Source organism: Paenibacillus marchantiae (genome assembly GCF_028771845.1).
Lineage (GTDB): Bacteria > Bacillota > Bacilli > Paenibacillales > Paenibacillaceae > Paenibacillus > Paenibacillus marchantiae.
Genome location: NZ_CP118270.1, coordinates 574,006 through 591,906 on the forward strand (window position 1 = coordinate 574,006; position 17,901 = coordinate 591,906).

At 47.9% G+C, this 17,901-nt stretch carries 13 protein-coding genes; 7 read left to right on the forward strand and 6 right to left on the reverse strand.

The window, feature by feature from the left end; genetic code table 11:
• Window positions 1–17: 17 nt before the first annotated feature.
• Window positions 18–626, reverse strand: a complete 609-nt coding sequence (mobA, locus tag PTQ21_RS02750; RefSeq protein WP_274570433.1) for a molybdenum cofactor guanylyltransferase — start codon at window positions 624–626, stop codon at window positions 18–20.
• Between the two features lie 96 nt (window positions 627–722).
• Here mobA and PTQ21_RS02755 point away from each other — a divergent pair, with 96 nt between their 5' ends.
• Complete coding sequence (locus PTQ21_RS02755; RefSeq protein WP_063566968.1) at window positions 723–1,949, forward strand: MFS transporter; 1,227 nt, start codon at window positions 723–725, stop codon at window positions 1,947–1,949.
• 426 nt (window positions 1,950–2,375) lie between these two features.
• On the opposite strand, the gene PTQ21_RS02760 is transcribed toward PTQ21_RS02755, so the two are convergent.
• The gene (locus PTQ21_RS02760; protein ID WP_162842457.1) at window positions 2,376–4,085 is read right to left on the reverse strand and encodes a glutamine--tRNA ligase/YqeY domain fusion protein; all 1,710 of its coding nucleotides are present in this window, start codon (window positions 4,083–4,085) and stop codon (window positions 2,376–2,378) included.
• 261 nt (window positions 4,086–4,346) lie between these two features.
• Between PTQ21_RS02760 and PTQ21_RS02765 the strand changes: the two genes are divergently transcribed.
• On the forward strand, window positions 4,347–4,604 hold the full coding sequence (locus PTQ21_RS02765) for a DUF2164 domain-containing protein (RefSeq protein ID WP_097115777.1): 258 nt from the start codon (window positions 4,347–4,349) through the stop codon (window positions 4,602–4,604).
• Window positions 4,605–4,635: 31 nt separating this feature from the next.
• Window positions 4,636–5,184 carry a GNAT family N-acetyltransferase gene (locus PTQ21_RS02770; protein ID WP_076287542.1) on the forward strand — a complete coding sequence of 183 codons (549 nt, stop codon included), beginning with the start codon at window positions 4,636–4,638 and terminating at the stop codon, window positions 5,182–5,184.
• 185 nt (window positions 5,185–5,369) lie between these two features.
• On the opposite strand, the gene PTQ21_RS02775 is transcribed toward PTQ21_RS02770, so the two are convergent.
• Both PTQ21_RS02775 and PTQ21_RS02780 read right to left on the reverse strand, forming a co-directional pair.
• On the reverse strand, window positions 5,370–6,158 hold the full coding sequence (locus PTQ21_RS02775) for an SDR family oxidoreductase (protein WP_274568748.1): 789 nt from the start codon (window positions 6,156–6,158) through the stop codon (window positions 5,370–5,372).
• Window positions 6,159–6,182: 24 nt separating this feature from the next.
• On the reverse strand, window positions 6,183–6,686 hold the full coding sequence (locus PTQ21_RS02780) for a GNAT family N-acetyltransferase (RefSeq protein WP_063566924.1): 504 nt from the start codon (window positions 6,684–6,686) through the stop codon (window positions 6,183–6,185).
• Between the two features lie 236 nt (window positions 6,687–6,922).
• Between PTQ21_RS02780 and PTQ21_RS02785 the strand changes: the two genes are divergently transcribed.
• Window positions 6,923–8,200, forward strand: coding sequence for a methyltransferase domain-containing protein (locus PTQ21_RS02785; RefSeq protein ID WP_274568749.1), 1,278 nt, complete (start codon window positions 6,923–6,925; stop codon window positions 8,198–8,200).
• 126 nt (window positions 8,201–8,326) lie between these two features.
• On the opposite strand, the gene PTQ21_RS02790 is transcribed toward PTQ21_RS02785, so the two are convergent.
• Together PTQ21_RS02790 and PTQ21_RS02795 are read right to left on the reverse strand one after the other, a co-directional pair.
• Window positions 8,327–11,728 (reverse strand): GH36-type glycosyl hydrolase domain-containing protein, encoded by a 3,402-nt coding sequence (locus PTQ21_RS02790; protein WP_274568751.1) that lies wholly within the window; start codon window positions 11,726–11,728, stop codon window positions 8,327–8,329.
• Between the two features lie 149 nt (window positions 11,729–11,877).
• On the reverse strand, window positions 11,878–12,894 hold the full coding sequence (locus PTQ21_RS02795) for a LacI family DNA-binding transcriptional regulator (RefSeq protein WP_063566921.1): 1,017 nt from the start codon (window positions 12,892–12,894) through the stop codon (window positions 11,878–11,880).
• A 457-nt stretch (window positions 12,895–13,351) separates the two neighbouring features.
• Here PTQ21_RS02795 and PTQ21_RS02800 point away from each other — a divergent pair, with 457 nt between their 5' ends.
• The 3 genes from PTQ21_RS02800 to PTQ21_RS02810 all read left to right on the forward strand — a co-directional run bounded on the left by PTQ21_RS02800 (window position 13,352) and on the right by PTQ21_RS02810 (window position 17,895).
• A complete protein-coding gene (locus tag PTQ21_RS02800; RefSeq protein WP_274568753.1) occupies window positions 13,352–14,977 on the forward strand; it encodes an ABC transporter substrate-binding protein in 1,626 nt (541 codons plus the stop codon).
• A gap of 97 nt (window positions 14,978–15,074) precedes the next feature.
• Window positions 15,075–16,082 (forward strand): ABC transporter substrate-binding protein, encoded by a 1,008-nt coding sequence (locus PTQ21_RS02805; RefSeq protein WP_063566919.1) that lies wholly within the window; start codon window positions 15,075–15,077, stop codon window positions 16,080–16,082.
• 100 nt (window positions 16,083–16,182) lie between these two features.
• A complete protein-coding gene (locus tag PTQ21_RS02810) occupies window positions 16,183–17,895 on the forward strand; it encodes an ABC transporter ATP-binding protein (protein WP_090808981.1) in 1,713 nt (570 codons plus the stop codon).
• The last annotated feature ends 6 nt before the right edge of the window (window positions 17,896–17,901 follow it).

The window sequence follows — 17,901 nt, forward strand, 5'->3', positions numbered from 1 at the left end:
ATGAATGAATAGATGGGTTAAGGGCCGTATGATCTATTGCGAATATGCTCATACTCTTCCGGGGTATTCATATTACTAAGCTGAATGGCCACATCATGGACACCAGCGCTTTCCAGCTCATCGACGTCGACATATCGGCAGCTGATCTCTTCAAGCCATTGGGTTACTTTCAGTCTATTATCTATTAAGCGCTGTTCAAGTTCGGGGAGAACACATCTATGATATGCACCTGCAAGCGGATGAACACAACCTGCCAGTCGTGGAACGATCGCATGATGCTCTTGACCTGATTCGGTGAGCCACTTCATACCTTTGAAAAAGGATGGCTCTATAAGCGGCATATCACAGGCGCAGACAAGGTTCCAGTCTGTCTGCGAGGCTTTTAGCGCGGCATGCAACCCTGCCAGCGGTCCCTTCCCAGGGTAATAATCCTGAACGCAGTCATAGGGCAATGCCTTGTATGCAGCCGTGTTGGCTCCTGCGGAAACGATAATACTATTCACAGCTGGTGCCATCGCTTGGATGACCTGCTCCAGCACGCTGGAACCATTCCATTCCAACAATGCCTTATTGGAACCCATACGGCGGGATAAACCTCCTGCCAATACAATACCTGTCCATTCCATCGTGCTCACGGTAATCCTCCTCGTTCAATAAACTTATTCTATACATTGAATACCCTTTCAACAAATGATACATTGAAGAATATGATTCTGAAAGGAATGGCTCTATTGGACAGATATGCACCCGGAAGAGGCAATCCCTCTTTGGTTTCGCTGAAACTATATAACTTTTTCATTTATGGAGCCATTTCAATCTTCGCCGGTTTTCTTCAGTTGTATTTGCAGGAAATCGGGATGACCAAATTGGAGATTGGCAGTCTGATGGCGATTGGTCCGTTTGTATCCTTGTTCGCTAATCCGTTCTGGGGCTTCTGGAGCGATAAATCACGCAATATTCGCATTATTCTGATGATGATGATGGGTGGCACCTTTGTGCTTGCTCAGGCCGTATTCTATGCGCCTACGTATGCCTGGATCTATGCAGCCATGATCTTTTTTTATTTTTTTCAAAGTCCACTGTTTGCCCAAACCAACAGCCTGATTCTTGGTTATATTGATGGCACGACTCAGAAATTCGGTACGTTTCGGCTATGGGGATCGCTGGGCTGGGCTCTAACCGCTGTGGCTGCCGGACCGCTGATTGACCGCCTGGGAGCGGGCAGTGTATCGATTGTCTTTGCCTTCATGATTGTCATTGCCTTTGTCTTTGCCTTGTTTCTACCCAGACAGCCGATCGCTTCAGATACACCTGTAGTGAGCTTTCGACGTTTCGGCAGGGTGATGTTCAATCCGTACTTTATGATCTTTATCGGGCTTGGGGTGCTCGTTTCCGTACCCAACGCCATGAACAGTACATTTATGTCATTATACATCGTGGAAATGGGTGGCGATAAACAGATGGTTGGCTGGGCCATCTTCACATCATCCATCCTTGAAGTGGGTGTTTTCTTGCTCCTGGACCGTTTTCTCAAACGCAAAATGAGCATGCTTCTATCATCGCTCATCCTGATCAGTCTGTTGTTCGCCATTCGCTGGCAGCTCATGGCCTTAGCGAACAATCCATTAGAGATTGTGTTCATTCAGCTCATGCACTCCATTACGTTCGGCGGGTATTTCTATGTAGGAACCCAGCTGACGATGCTGTTCATTCCAAGGCCGTACCGTTCCTCTGGTCAGGCCGTGTATACAATGGCCTGGGGCGGCCTCTCTGGTGTCATTGCCGGCCTGTTCGGCGGCTGGCTGTTCCAGAGCTTCGGTGCCGAAGTAATGTATAACATCGGGGTATTCTTCTCCCTGATCGGTGCTGTTGGTTTTGCAATCATGTGGCTCTCGAACCGCCGCAACGGCTATCAGCCAACAGTGTTGACGGAAATGGGTGAAAGGTAATTTTTTGTTGGCAAAGGTTGAACCTTTCAAGATCTACACTGGAGCACTACGAGGACAGAACAATCTTTCGATCGCTGTTATCCCCGGATTTTTTTGATTCCCTTTCTATAAGGGTAAAATCCGGTGATAAAGCGTATTCTTCCGATGTAGCTTTCTTTCAGAAAGCTTTTAGGCGAACGCTACGCTTCTCCAGCTTTATTCTGTCCTCTCGTTATGGTGTAAATAAAGTTCAAACAATCAAACAAAAGATTAAGAATAGTAGTAGTAAAAAGAAAGGCGTCTCCATTAGCTTATTGCCCTGGAGACGCCTTTTACGTTTATAGATTGAATTTTATGGATTTAGGTTTACAGCTTAGGCGTATAACCCTAACTTGTTTTCTCACCCTAAACCTCTAACTTTACCTTTACCTACCTCTGTACTTCACCTTATGCTTTTGGCAGTTGGAACGAGCTTTTCAGGGATACTACCCGGTTAAATACCGGACGGCCTGGCTCGGAATGTTTCGGATCAACGCTGAAGTAACCATGACGAAAGAACTGGAATTTATCCTGTGCTTTCGCTTCCTTCATCTCTTGCTCCACAAACCCTTGAACGACTTCAAGAGAGTTTGGATTCAATTGATCCAGGAACGTTTTCTCCGGTTGCTCTTCAAGCTCTGTTTCCTCTTCAGCATCCGGTGCTTCTGCGGCGATCAGAGGTTCATACAGACGGAATTCAGCAGGTACCGCTTGGCTTGCTTCCACCCAGTGGATGGTACCTTTAACTTTACGGCCTGTGAATCCACTGCCGCTCTTCGTTTCCACATCATAGGTACAATGGATTTCAGTCACATTGCCTTCTGCATCCTTGATTACATCGTTACATTTGATGAAATACGCATGTTTCAGACGAACTTCGTTGCCAGGGAACAAACGGAAATATTTGTTCGGTGGATTTTCCATGAAATCGTCTTGTTCAATGTAAATCTCGCGAGAGAACGGAATTTGGCGATTGCCCATCTCCGGGTTCTCCACATTGTTCTCAGCTTCGAGCCATTCCACTTGCCCTTCAGGGTAGTTGGTAATGACTACTTTGAGTGGGTGCAGGACAGCCATCGTGCGCGGAGCTTTCAATTTCAGATCTTCACGTACAAAGTGCTCCAGCGTTTGCAGGTCGATAACGCCTTGGCTTTTGGAAATGCCTGTTTCGAATACGAAATCACGAATCGCTTCCGGTGTATATCCCCGGCGGCGCAGACCCGAAATCGTTGGCATGCGCGGATCATCCCATCCATCCACATGTCCTTCATCCACGAGCAGTTTCAGCTTCCGTTTACTTGTCACCATTTGCGACAGGTTCAGGCGGCCAAACTCATATTGATGTGGTTGGTTCTCCATCTCACATTCGGCAATAACCCAATCATAGAATGGACGTTGATCCTCAAACTCCAGGGAGCAGAGGGAGTGGGTTACTCCTTCAATGGCATCTTCAAGTGGATGTGCGAATGCGTACATCGGATAGATGCACCATTTGTCACCCGTATTATGATGATGTGCATGAGCAATACGATAAATGACCGGATCACGTAGATTGATGTTCGGTGAAGCCATATCAATCTTGGCGCGCAGCACTTTCTCACCGTTCTGGAATTCGCCTGCACGCATCCGTGTGAACAGGTCCAGATTCTCTTCTACAGTGCGGTCACGGTACGGGCTGTTCTTGCCCGGCTCAGTGAGCGTTCCACGCATAGCACGGATTTCGTCAGCGCTTTGGTCGTCGATATAAGCTTTGCCTTTTTGGATCAGCAAGACCGCGCGGCTGTACATTTCATCAAAATAATCGGAAGCAAAACGTTTCTCGCTCCACTCATATCCGAGCCATTTCACGTCTTCCTGAATCGATTGAACATACTCTACATCTTCCTTGACCGGATTTGTGTCATCGAAGCGCAGATTTGTTTTGCCGCCAAATTCGCCACCCAGTGCAAAGTTAATCCAGATCGCTTTGGCATGGCCGATATGCAGATAACCGTTCGGTTCCGGAGGAAAACGGGTAATGACTTCCTGGACTTTCCCTGACCGGAGATCTTCGGTAATAATATTTTTGATAAAGTTAGGTGGGGTTGTACGATTGTCCACAGGTATCAAACCTTTCATGAATTGATTGGAGCTTTCAGGAATTTGCAGCAATTCCGGCTAAAATTCCTTTATAACGAAGTCATTTCCTGAAAAAATCTATTTTCTTGGAAAGTTTCGTACGCGTTTCATTTAAATATACCTTTAACGAGGGAGGAGTTCAATAAATAACGCCCCAAAATCAGGATCAGTTACACACAAGATAGGCCCAAAACCATTTTGACGGGTTCGCACGAATCATGTAGCATGATAGAAAAACAGAATTTAAGGGAGGGTTTCCCATTGAACGCGCTAAAACTGACCAAAGAACAACAGGATGAAGCCATACGTACCATCCAGTCGTATTTCGAAGAGGAACGCGGCGAAGAACTGGGCGATCTGGCAGCTTGGGGTGTGCTGGATCTTTTCATGACCCAGTTGGCTCCCTTCATATATAATCAGGCACTGGGTGACGCCCGTACTACGGTGAATCAACGCATGGCCTCGATGGAAGAAGACCTGTTTGCATTGGAGCGCAAGCTACCGAAGAATTCCCGATAATTCATTATTTTAAAGAAAGAAGGTTGCACTCATGTTTACCTATTCATTGGATGAATATACCGAACTCCGCCCACTTGCCATGGAGCACACCAAACCGTTGTTCGAACTCACGGACCGCTCGCGGGACCAGTTGAGGCATTGGTTACCGTGGGTGGACAATGTTACTGAGATTGAGCATACTTCGAATTTTATCAGCAATGCACTGAAACAGGGCGCTGACAACGGCGGTTTCACCGCAGGTGTCTGGCTGAAAGGCGATCTTGCAGGCATCATCGGCTTCCACGAAATCAACTGGACCAACCGCTCGGTAAGCATCGGATACTGGCTTGGCAAAGGTTTTGAAGGTCAAGGCTTGATGACCAGCGCATGCCGTGTTCTGGTCGACTACGCTCTCGTCACCCTGGATCTGAACCGTGTCGAGATTCGCTCAGCAACCAACAACAAGCGGAGCCGGGCCATCCCTGAACGGCTTGGATTCGTCCTTGAAGGCGTTATTCGTCAGGCTGAGAAACTGCCTAAGGGCTATGTTAACCATGCGGTGTATGGCATGCTGCAGCATGAATGGGAACTTTTACGCTAAATTAGACTTACATAATTTGAATGGTTGGAGGACTATTTACTACTACGAAATATGTTCCTCACAATGGCATACATCAACTCTTAAAGCCCCTCCTACTCCACAACATGTGGAGAATAAGGAGGGGCTTATCTAATTTGCGCATTTATGCATCCATATAACTTCGAATCTCTCGATCCGACTTCTTCTTAGAGCGCACGTACCATGCCACCGTCCACCACAAGGGATGTACCTGTAATGTACGTATTTGCTCCTGATAAGAGGAACACAACTGCTTTGGCAAACTCCTCGGGTTGACCATAACGTCCCAGTGGAATTTCCTTACGGAATTGTTCGGCAACCTCTTCCTCACTTATTCCGTTCTGCTCTGCACGCGCAGCGTCCAGTTCATGTATCCGATCCGTACCAATTCTACCCGGTGCAACCGTATTGATCAGAATGCCATATGGCGCAAGTTCCTGTGACAAGGTCTTGGCTAATCCGAACACACCCGTACGGAACGTATTGGACAGAATCAGACCGGGGATCGGCTGCTTCACAGAGGTGGAGGCAATGTTCACGATATGTCCGCCATTCTCCTTCATGTAAGGAAGCGCACCGCGAATCAGTCTGACATAGCTAAGTACATTTAATTCAAATGCACGTTCCCAATCTTCATCCGTCAATGACTCGAATGTTCCTGAAGGCGGGCCGCCTGAATTGTTCACCAAAATATCAATCTGTCCAAACCGCTCGCCTGTCTTGCGAATCAGGGCATCAATATCTTCCTTGCTTGTCACATCGGTTGCACAGTATTCGATACGTCCGCCACCACCGAGCTCCAGCAGCTCCTGCTTCACCGCTGCAAGCTTCTCTTCGTTCCGGCTGGCGAGCATGACATCAGCGCCTTCTGCCGCCAATTGAGCGGCTACCGCTTTGCCCAGTCCTCGACTGGATGCAAGCACCAGCGCCTTTTTACCCCGAAGTCCCATGTCCATTCTTGTTCCTCCTTCTACTCTGTTCTATCCGTTGGCCCGGATGAAATAGCTCATAAGAATATCGTCCACATAATTGCCTGCAATATAAAATTCCGACACCAGTCTGCCTTCCGTCACAAATCCACACTGTGTATAAAAAGCAATCGCCCCTGGATTGCTGGATAACACCCGCAACCTAAGTTTGATGATCCCTTGTTCAAAGGCATGGTGTTTCATCGCATCCATCAGGGCTGTAGCAATACCACAGCGCCGATCATGGGGATGAACAGCGATATTAATCTCGTATACATGGCGGTTAACAGGCATTCCTGTTGGCAGATAAAAGCCCACATAACCACATACCCGCTCTCCCTGAACGGCAATCAGCTGACTGCCTGGAGGACAATGCTGCAAATATTGTTGTCTGGATCGCCACTGAAACGGGGCCGGAGAGGTATGCTTATCCCATACCAGTGCATCCAGTTCCATCAGTTGGGCGGCATCCTTGATCTCGGATGGCCGAATGGTGTACGTATGGCTGATAAGCATAAAAGTTCAACCTTTCGTGCAATAGTCGATAACACTGCGCAAAGCAGCGTTAGAAAAAACGGCTTGTTCCTTACTCATTTCGACATTTTGCAATTGAATACGTGCAAAATGCTCCTTTGCTTTATATTGTAGCATAGCCTCAGACTTGACTAAAATTTCACTCAGTGGAAAGAAATGAACACTTAACCTTGCCGTAACGTCATCGTTTATACTGAATTGATAAGGAGGTGCACGTGATGAACATCAAAGAAGCCGCGGACAGACTCGGCATATCAGCGAGAGCTATTCGCTTTTACGAGGAAAAGGGACTGATCTTCCCCGTCAAACAGACAAGTAACGGATATCGTACATATACCGAGAATGACATCTGGCGGCTACAAACCATTGCAGCTCTGCGCGAAATCGGGATGTCGCTTCAGGATATCACCCAAGCGCTCGGAGAGATTGACCAGGGTAATCAGCAGCGGCTGGAAGAATATCTGGAGCTGCAGCAGGCGGTCATGTATGCCCAATGGGTTGAGCTCAAGCGCATGCTGGATACAACCCAGCGCATGATTGATCTCAATCGCCAAGACGGGCCATTGGATGTCAGTCATCTGCATGATCTTGCAGACAGTGCGCGCCGTCTCAGGGAAGCCCGGCAGAACTGGCATGACCGCTGGAATTACGATATGCAAGCAGCCATCCACGATCAGCGGGTACAGGCGGCGAATGGTCGTCTGCCAGGACAAATTGCCTCAAACGTCAGCATTGATTCGAGACCTGGAGCCATGCAAGCAGCGGTTGAGTCGGATCGAAAAGGCGGACCAGATCATAACGGCGATGAAATCCATAGCCAGAACAATAGCCAGACAGCACACAGTCCAAACAGCGATACAACGTATACGGAAGATGCAGGATCAGGATCGGGAGAATTAGGAGTAAGAGTAGGCGCAGGATCGTTCAATATATATGAAAACTATGACGAGGCGCTGGAGCAGACAGCAAGCTGGATATCTCCTGTGCCCGGCGAAAAAGGACTCGATATCGGTACAGGCACGGGGAATTTGGCTGGCAGACTGTTAGAGCGCGGCGCAGCGATGACTGCCATCGATCAATCCCGGGAGATGCTGCGTACATGCCGCACCAAATATCCCGAGATGCATGTGAAGCTTGGCAACTTTCTGGCGTTGCCTTTCGCCGACCATTCCTTCGATTTTGTCGTATCCAGCTTCGCCTTCCATCATCTGAGCCCAGACCAGCAACAGTTAGCGTTACATGAAATGCAGCGAGTGTTAACTGCACGTGGACGGATCTGCCTGACAGATCTGATGTTCGCTGATGCAGCTCACCGTCAGACATATATTCAACAGGCTGAGGCAGCAGGTCATGAGGACCAATTGCAAACGATAAGGGAACGTCATTTCCCGCTGCTGGACGGCCTGTGCGGCTCGCTGGAGGACGCAGGCTATGTGACGAAGCATATACGCCATAATGCGCTTCTGCACACGTTGCTGGCCGTTCCTTTGCGTTAGAATGATCATCTCACCGTAACAAGTTCCCCTGACCTACCAATAAATCTTTTCAAATAAAAAAAGGTCACCCTGCCTGTTAAGGAGGATGACCTTCCACTCTAGTGAAACATCGAGCTTGTATTAAATTTACATATAAATTTCAACAATCGTGCGCTCCGAAGCATTACGCGCTTGTTTGAACTCATCCAGCGAGATACGAGCCCCACCTTGACGGTAACGGTTCGCCGTTTGCTCGGTGCGGATGTCCTTGCCATTTACCGTTACACGGTTAACCGAACCTTCGTTCAGATGGTAGATAAATGTTACTGGCTCTCCTGCATATTCAAATTCGAATTGCATGCCATTCAGCTCAACCGGCAATACCGGGTCAATAACCAGATCTCCGCCTTCCTGACGAATGCCAAGTGCGTTCGAGATCAGTTGGTTCATGTAGATTCCAGGGCCGCTGGAGTAGATTCTCCATCCACCTTTCACCTGTACTGTTCCTTTGCGTAGTTGATCAAAATGCTCCTGCGCCTCGTAGCGCGTATTGAACTTACCGTCGGAACTGCTGAAATACGCATTCGCCTGACGAATCTCGGCATTAGGTACAACTTCGCCGATGCCAACCGGGTTAATCATGGCAAGACCATTCCACACCTGATCCGTCTTACCAAGCTTCGCCATCGCTTCAACGTAACGGATATGAGCGTGTACATACTGCAAACCGATCTCACGACCGAAGTTGGACGCTTGCTCTGCCCGTTTGAAGTGAGTGCTCACACCGCCTGCATATTGAGCTGGACGATTCATCAGACGTACCCCATCCGGGCACAGGAACTGTTCACGAATCAGCGCATAATGCGATTCTGCCTGTTCTGCATTCAGCAATTCACCGATCATGCTGCGCGTCATCGGCAGAAGTCGATATTGAATGCCTGTCTCCGTATCTGTTGGGTGAAGCATCAGCTTCGCTTGATCTGCTTCTTCCATGTATACGAAACCTGGGATCACATCTGTACCCAGCATGTAACGATTAAAGTCTTCACGGATGCCTTGAGCCAGAACGTCCAGCTCCTGTGCAAATCCAGCGTCTTTATGTTGCAGCGCTTGTGCGAGCACATTTACAGACTGATAAGTCAAAGCAACGGTCCAGCTGCTCACCATATATTGTTTGAGCTGTGCATTGGCTGGCTGGAGTGTATCATCCCAGTCCCCATCACCGTAAGAAGACAGGAATGTGTCGTGCAGGAAGTGTGAGCGGATATATTCGATCTCTTTTTTCGCGTGATCCAATACAGTCGCTGTTTCTTCCGTGAATCCGAAGCTGTGCTTAACGGTATAAGGCACTTTCTCATCCAGAATCGCATAGTCGCGAGTCGCTGTCAGGTAGTCCGCCAGCACTTTCAGCGGCCATACGATGATGTCACCGTGGCTCTCTTCCTGCTGAATTGCAAAATACTTGTCGAACATAAACCATTGCGGCCAGTTGCCATCATCTTCATATTGGTGGGTGTATACCATTTTGATGATATCGCGAACCTGCTCGTATTTTTGCGTTGCCATGAAGTATTCAACCGGACCTTGGCATACATCCCGAGTACCCCATGCGGCACCGCCGTACTGCTCCAAACCGTGAGGCACGGAATAGTGAACCAGCATGTTGTGTGTGTACCACCAAGCCAGTGCGTTCACTTTGAACAGATCGTCTGCACTTTGGCCTTCCCCACGAGACAAACGGAAACCGTTCATTACACCTGCGAAGAATTCGCGGTACGCCTGAACTTCCTCTTCAAAAGTAAGGCTGGATCCTACTGCTACAGAACCGGCTGCTTCGTTAGCTTGACCTTCCAATACGCCTTGTACCTTCAGCGTCCATTCTGCACTCTCTTCCAGACTAAGTGTAACCAGCGATGCAGATCCACTGCGGATGCCACTCGCCAGCAACGTTTCGTCCCCAACATTTACGGCTGCTCCATCCACCGACATGCGATATTGCAGGTCAGGATACGTTCCAGCACTAATCGCTTGCGGATCAGCCTTGAAGATCAGCGTGTTGCCATCTTGCGTCATATGCAGCGGATACTCGTATTCATTTACATTCATCGTAATTTGGTTGGTTACCAGGTAACGATATGCTTTGCCACTTGTCGAGCGTACGTTCATGCTCACTTCAGTGGTGTGTGCTCCAGTGTAGTTGGTCACGATAATGGTATCCGATTCGGTTTTGTAGATCCAACGTACATAGTTGAAGCCAATCTCGAACAGGGAAGGCATCGTCAGCAGACGATATTGTCCATCCATTTCCACATAAATGCGTTGTCCAGCCGTCTTCGGCACGTTCAATGCGTTGCGGGCATTACTGATCATTTTATTAAAATTGGTGTTACCAATAACGAGTTGTGAGTTGAAAATACCGTACATATACGATGTCGTCGTAATAACCTGCGCACCAAGCTGTACATTGCCACCACTCATCAGGATATGGCCGTGCGGACGCTCTACGAGCAATTCTTTCGCTTTCAGGACGATGTGTTCATAACTGCCCGTGAAGAAGGATAACAGCGAATCACCGCTACGCTCTTCCTGATGGCGATCAGGGAACAGATCATTAATCTCATCTTGTGTCAAATCAAGCGCAGCAAGTGGTTCACCCAAGAAGGATGACAGTTTCACCTGTTCCAACGTCTCGCCTTGCTCCACAGTCAATGCTTGTACTTCGTTCCATGCTGCAGTCACTTCATCCCCGAATTCCAGTGCGGAGATTCCTGCAGGATGATCTGCTTTGGCCAGTCCGTAGAAGACCACTTGGGCTTCCCCATCCAAGCTTACGCGCTCCGATTGCAATGCTGTGTAAGCAAATTCATACTGGTACGTCTCATTTGCCAATGTATTATGGCTCAGGCTTTCAGGCTGGTTTGTTTCCTTGTAGGACAGACCGAAGAATTGGAATCCGTCTGTAGAGTAACCAATTGCCTTAGTCAGAGAACCTTGTTGCATGTAAGGAAAAGCACCGCCCTGAGGCTGGTTTTGACGAGAACATACCACATATCCCTTCGCTTCATCCTCGAACACCGTATGGTCAATGTACTGTGACAGATAGGCTTCATTGCTGCGTACTGCACCTGGATCAGCAAGACCTACATCTTGTCCATATACCACGTCAACGTTATGTTGTTGTCCTGTGAGCTTCACATCCCAGAACCAGACGCCTTGCGTTGTGGCTGTAAACACAACCTGATAGCTAATACCTTGTTCTTTGCCTTCAAGCTGTACGGTACCTTCCCAGATCAGTTGATTCCCGGATTGCGCTTTGCTTGTGATCACTTTACTGTTCGAACGCACACCCAGCAGTGGGAACGAGCTGATTTTCTCTCCCTCGTGTACACGCAGATACAGGTTATTCAAAGATCCATCGATCTGGTTGCTAAGCAATTGATTCAACATGGTCGTACCGGATTTAGCTTGGTACAGGTCCCCACTGTTCAAAAAGGTAAAGGATAAATCCCCGGCAGTCAGCCGGATTGGTTCATTAATCATCGTTGTCATACTATTCACTCCTTCAATTAGTATAAAATCGAAACGTTTCGATAAATCTGAAAAAGAATAGGGGTCCTCTGCGAAATGACCTTTATCTGGCCAATTCGGACGGTGATCCCCATCATTCAACTCTTAATTCAAAGAGGGCGAGTTACTTCCTAGGCCGGCTGGTTTCCTGACTCTACCTGTACCGATCGTACAGACTCGCGCTCCACCAGATCAATGGTTAACGTATACGATGTATTCACAGCTTCGCCGTTCAGCATCTGGAAGAGCAAATGCCCTGCCAATGAACCTGCTTCATGCTTGGGCTGCCGCACCGTCGTAAGCGGAGGATGAACATATTCGGACAGTTGAATATCATCAAACCCGATTATCGAAATGTCATTCGGTACCGAAATGCCGCTCTCTTCAAATGCTTTCAGTCCACCAATCGCCATTTCGTCATTCCCGTAAAATACAGCAGATGGAAGCTCGCCCTGCATAACCATCATCTTGGTTGCACTATATCCGCCCTCACGTACAAAATTACCGCTTAGACGCCATTTGGACTTCTCTTCAAGGCCCGCCTCCTGCATTGCTCGCAAATATCCTTGATAACGCAGAGCATTATCATAAGAATTGGATGGCCCGCTGATATAGGCGATGGTCTTATGCCCCTTCTGAATGAGGTGACGTGTAGCCAGGTAACCACCTTGCTCCCCGTCCACCAGCACGTTGACCAGATGGCTGCTCGACAGTTGCCGATCCATCACAATGATAGGGAAACGTTCGCCTGCAGATTCCACCAGGATATCATCATGGATGTTATGAGCCAGGATAATAGCACCATCCACTCTTTTCTCTCGCAAGAAACGAACCGCTGTGGAGTCGCGTCCTCCCATAGAGCTGCAAGCAATCAGATCATATCCGTTAGCCAGCGCTACGTCCTGTACGCTGCGAATCAATTCGGAGTAATACGGACCCGACAGATCTGTAAGAATCAACGCAATCGTGTTCGTCCGGCTCCGTTTCAAGTCCATGGCAAAGCCGTTTTTGCGATAATTCAGTTCCCGTGCTGCCGCCAGCACTTTTGCCTTGGTCTTGGCACTTACCTTGCTGTCCCCATTCAGTGCATAGGAAGCGGTCGAGAGCGCCACGCCTGCCAGCTTTGCCACATCCTTAATCGTTGCCATTCCACGTTCGCTCCTTCTAACTTTCTTGTTACCTATCATTTTATACTGTAAATGGTTGCAACAACCACTCATTCCTATGCATTATCCATTAGAAATGGCATCAATTCTCATTTATCGAAACGTTTCGAAGTGTTTTCAAAAAAAATTTCTCTTCACGTCTTTTAAGCATCACTGCTGAATCATATACCCTTTAATTGTACATATAGCTTGGTCGATTGACAACATTTCAATATTGGACAAGAGGAAGAATTCATTATAAATCACAATGAACACGCCTGTAAACCATAGATTGAAACGTTTCGACATTTTCATTATAGTCGGTGTTGATAGCGATTTCAACCTCTTTATCCATTTTTCACAGAAATATGTGAAGGGAATGATTCGCGGGGTCCCCATTACACCTTTGTGGTATTATACTGCTTATTAGTCCAATCCTCTATAAGGAGTCCATTAAGTTATGAGCAATCTGGATCTAAGCTTTCATAAATCATCCCTGAACACCCCCGGCCGCTTGCAGCAAATCACAAACGTGCCTCCGGCAATGTTCAAGCTGTGTCATCTGGTGCAGCTCCATGATCGGGAAGCCTTCTCCCGTATCGATGAGCTGTGGAGCAGCAAGCACGTTCTTTATGTCATCACCTCTGGTCAGGCAAGACTGATCAGTTCGAATGGTCAATTGATGGTAAATACCGGCTCTGCTATCGTACGCCAAGCTGGAACCCTGCTTCAGCATGAAAGCAAGCGTGGTTCCCTTTCACCCGTTCAGGGTATTGCAATGGCCTTTGATTTTGCAGATAACGAACAAAGGCTCTGGCCATTCGGACATCCTGTTCCCGTTACAAGCCGCCTTATTGCCGAGCTGATCTCCGAATTGGTTCAGTCCAGCTCGAAACGCGATGAGTCGGGACCATTCAAACCTCATATGCTGTTTTATCAGCTGCTGGATACGTTGCGAGATCACGCTGTGCGTTTGGCTCATGAAGATCATTCCTGGCTGGACATCGTCCTCGCGCGTATCCATGAAAGAGTTACTCATTCTTTTACACGTGAGCAATTAGCGAGAGAGGTTAATGTGAGTCCAGAGCATTTTTCACGAGAATTCAAGAAGTACACCGGACTTACGTTTGTGGAGTATGTTACCCGGTTAAGAATTCGAATTGCCCAGGAACACCTGCTGTTTGCCAATCCCACATTGCAAGAGCTTGCGCAGTTGACGGGATACAGGGATACCTTTTATTTAAGTCGAAAATTTAAACAAACGGTAGGTTGTGCACCGACTCTCTATCGGAGAACGCCAAAAAAAATCGCAAGTCTTACATACAACTATACCGCTTCCTTGCTCGCACTGGGCCACATCCCGCATCTGGGTGCCGTTGCAGGATGGATGAAAAGTAGACTTATTCAGTGTTATGAGCATGATCTGATTAATCATCCGGATCTAATCGCAGACGCTCATCCCGATGTCATCCTTGGTTATGCACCTCATTCCGGCATGGATGAATTACGGCAGATTGCACCAACGATTTTGATGCCTTTTGAGGAACTTGACTGGCAGGAGCAATTCATCCATTTGGGACGTATCACGGGTCTGGAAGCCAAAGCACGTGCGCTGTTAGACCATTATGATACGCTTCAGCAAGAGGCCAATCGTACACTCGATCAGATCATAGGTGAACGGGGTTCAGCAGTATGCATTTTCATGATTGGTGAGAGTGGAGCGTACATCTATGGTCACGGATGGGGCAGAGCTTCTCATATTTTGTATCAATCGCTGGGCTTCACCCCTCCTGCACGGATGAAGAAGGATGGACAACTACTCACAGGTTACATCCATGTTCCGCTAAATGAAATTCATTTGTACGCTGCAGATCATATTTTTATTGATTATGCCAGGGAATCTTCAGAGCAGGATGCTGTGGACAAGCTGTTTGCTCAAGAGTCCTGGAACACCTTGAGTGCGGTCCGGGAAGGGCGCCTGTACGAGATTGATGCGGATATGTTTTATGGATTCGACCCCATCTCGGTTATGGAGCAATTTCAGCACATCATGCACAAACTGACATCACATCTGTCCATGCATTAGTCATCATAGATGTCCATGTACAAATGTTACGTCATCCTCTATGTTAGTAATGAGAATAATAATCATTATTGATTATATACACAGGGGGAACAATTATATGTTTGCTGCAAAAAAACGCTTTTCCGGCTTGCTGCTCATGCTCGCCATCATCATGATTCTGGCTGCCTGTAACAGCGGTACGGGTTCCGGCACAACGGAACCAACAGCGGCGGGTTCAGAATCGACTACAAGTTCGACCGAAACTAATACCGATTCTTCGGGTGCTACGCGGATCTACAAGTCATTAAGTGGAGATGTGGAAATACCGGCTGAACCGAAACGGATTGTTACGGATATGTACGTAAGTGATCTGCTCGCACTTGGTGTAAAGCCCGTTGGCTCTATTAAATATTATCTGGAAAATCCATTCTACGCCGATCAAGTGGAGGGCATAGAGAATATTGGCGACCGGGGTGCCGTATCCTTGGAGAAGGTCGTCGCGTTGGACCCGGATCTGATCATTACCTACTCTGATAAAGCTGAAGAAATTGAGAGTTATCAAAAAATCGCACCTACCGTGGTCATTCCCTACGGCACGTTTACCAATGTAGAGGATGAAATTCGAGGCTTCGGAGAACTCATGAACAAATCCGAAGAAGCGGAAGCCTGGCTGAAAACGTACGACGAACGTATTGAAGCCGCTCGCGCCAAAGTAAAAGCAGTCATTAAACCGGAGGAAACCTTCTCCATCCTCGAAGTATCAGACAAGAGCTATTATGGCTATGGAGACAACTTTGGTCGCGGTGGACAAGCCGTTTATCGCGCTTTGGAACTTACACCACTCGAAATCACCAAGAAAGAACTGATGGGTGATACCCAGTGGAAAGAGATATCGCGTGAAGTCGTTGGTGATTATGCAGGAGACCATATCTTCCTGACCGTAGGGGAAAACAATAAAAATTACCAAGGTGATTCCATCTGGCAATCGCTCCCGGCTGTGAAGAACAATCAGGTGTACGAATTACAGGAAGATCGCTACTGGTACTTCGATCCGATTGCAATTCAGAGTCAGGCTGAAGAATTCGCTGATATGATCGTAGAACGTGCACAGCAAAATCGTAAATAAGAGGATGGATTCAATAATCATTTCATAGGAAGAAACGTAATGTCCGGACAGGCCGATCAGCCTGCCTGGGCTTTTGCGTTAGAGAGAGGAGTGACTACATATGCTTCGCCGTTTTATGGCTTATTATCGTCCTTATCGGGGACTCTTTATATTGGACTTCTCCTGTGCGATTCTGGCTGCACTGCTGGAACTTGCGTTTCCCTTGGCTGTAAACAAAGTTGTCGATCAGCTGCTTCCCGCAGGCAACTGGTCCATGATCTTATCAGCCTGTGCCGGATTACTGGGCATCTATCTGCTCAGTTCCTTTTTCCATTATGCAGTCACCTACTGGGGACATAAGCTGGGTATTAACATCGAATCCGATATGCGGCGGGAACTGTTCCAACGTGTGCAGAAACAATCCTTCCGCTTTTTCGATAACAACAAGACGGGGCACCTCGTCTCTCGCATGACCAATGACCTGATGGATATAGGTGAGATTGCGCATCATGGACCCGAGGATCTGTTCATTGCCCTGATGACGTTGGCTGGAGCCTTCGGCATTATGCTGGGTATCAACTGGCAACTGGCTGTAATGACCTTCATCATCGTACCACTGATGATCTTCCTTTCCCTCTATTTCAGCCGCAAAATGTCAAAAGCGTTCAAGCGTATGTTTGCGGATATTGCAGATTATAACGCACGCGTAGAGAACAATGTGAGCGGAATTCGTGTAGTACAGGCTTTTGCCAATGAAAAGCATGAAGTGAAACGTTTTGTCGAAAATAATGAACGCTTCCGTCTTACCAAACTGATCACCTACCGGATTATGGCGTGGAATTCCTCGCTCAGTTTCATTCTGATGAAATTTGTCTCGCTGTTTGTACTGGTGTGCGGTACGTGGTTTGTCATTCAGGGCAGCATGACCTACGGAGAATTTATTGCCTTTGTCATGTTATCCAATGTGTTTCTTGGACCGATTCAGCAGATCAATTCCGTCATCGAAACGTATCCCAAAGGCATCGCTGGATTCAGACGTTACCTGGAGCTGCTGGAAGCCGAGCCCGATGTGGATGATACACCACAAGCCAAATCCATCCCACATGTGAAAGGCGACATCGCCTTCCATGACGTTTCATTTGCTTATGGGGAACACAAACCAACCTTGGATCAGGTGAATCTGGAGATTAAGGCAGGACAAACGGTAGCGCTGGTTGGACCTTCGGGTGCAGGCAAATCTACGCTGTGCAGTCTTATTCCACGCTTTTACGATGTGGATGCGGGGCACATCTCTATTGATGGGATTCCGGTAAGAGATATGACACTGGAGTCGCTGCGCTCCCATATCGGAATTGTGCAGCAGGATATTTTCCTGTTTGATGGGTCGATCCGTGAAAATATTGCCTACGGCAAACTGGATGCACCTGATGAAGAAATCTGGCAAGCCATTCGCCGGGCCCAACTGGAAGAGCTGGTACAATCTCAACCGGAAGGACTCGATACTCTAATTGGTGAGCGGGGCGTCAAATTGTCTGGAGGACAGAAGCAACGTCTATCCATTGCTCGCATGATTTTGAAAAATCCGCCGATCCTCATTCTGGATGAAGCGACCTCCGCACTGGATACCGAGACGGAAGCCGCCATTCAGTTGGCTTTATCCGAGCTGGCACAAGGACGTACAACGCTAATCATCGCCCATCGACTGGCAACGATTAGACACGCGGATCGCATTGTGGTTGTGGAGAACGGTGGCGTAGCCGAACAAGGCAGCCATGATGAACTTCTGGCGCGTCAGGGCTCGTATAGCCGATTACATCAAGCCCAGTTTGGGTAGGTGCGG

Bases quoted from the DNA above. Each gene is read 5' to 3' on its own strand.
- PTQ21_RS02795 (WP_063566921.1), bottom strand. From the start codon at position 12,894: ATGGCAACGATTAAGGATGTGGCAAAGCTGGCAGGCGTGGCGCTCTCG.
- PTQ21_RS02800 (WP_274568753.1), top strand. From the start codon at position 13,352: ATGAGCAATCTGGATCTAAGCTTTCATAAATCATCCCTGAACACCCCC.
- PTQ21_RS02790 (WP_274568751.1), bottom strand. From the start codon at position 11,728: ATGACAACGATGATTAATGAACCAATCCGGCTGACTGCCGGGGATTTA.
- PTQ21_RS02805 (WP_063566919.1), top strand. From the start codon at position 15,075: ATGTTTGCTGCAAAAAAACGCTTTTCCGGCTTGCTGCTCATGCTCGCC.
- PTQ21_RS02810 (WP_090808981.1), top strand. From the start codon at position 16,183: ATGCTTCGCCGTTTTATGGCTTATTATCGTCCTTATCGGGGACTCTTT.
- PTQ21_RS02785 (WP_274568749.1), top strand. From the start codon at position 6,923: ATGAACATCAAAGAAGCCGCGGACAGACTCGGCATATCAGCGAGAGCT.
- PTQ21_RS02770 (WP_076287542.1), top strand. From the start codon at position 4,636: ATGTTTACCTATTCATTGGATGAATATACCGAACTCCGCCCACTTGCC.
- PTQ21_RS02755 (WP_063566968.1), top strand. From the start codon at position 723: ATGGCTCTATTGGACAGATATGCACCCGGAAGAGGCAATCCCTCTTTG.
- PTQ21_RS02780 (WP_063566924.1), bottom strand. From the start codon at position 6,686: ATGCTTATCAGCCATACGTACACCATTCGGCCATCCGAGATCAAGGAT.
- mobA (WP_274570433.1), bottom strand. From the start codon at position 626: ATGGAATGGACAGGTATTGTATTGGCAGGAGGTTTATCCCGCCGTATG.
- PTQ21_RS02775 (WP_274568748.1), bottom strand. From the start codon at position 6,158: ATGGACATGGGACTTCGGGGTAAAAAGGCGCTGGTGCTTGCATCCAGT.
- PTQ21_RS02760 (WP_162842457.1), bottom strand. From the start codon at position 4,085: ATGAAAGGTTTGATACCTGTGGACAATCGTACAACCCCACCTAACTTT.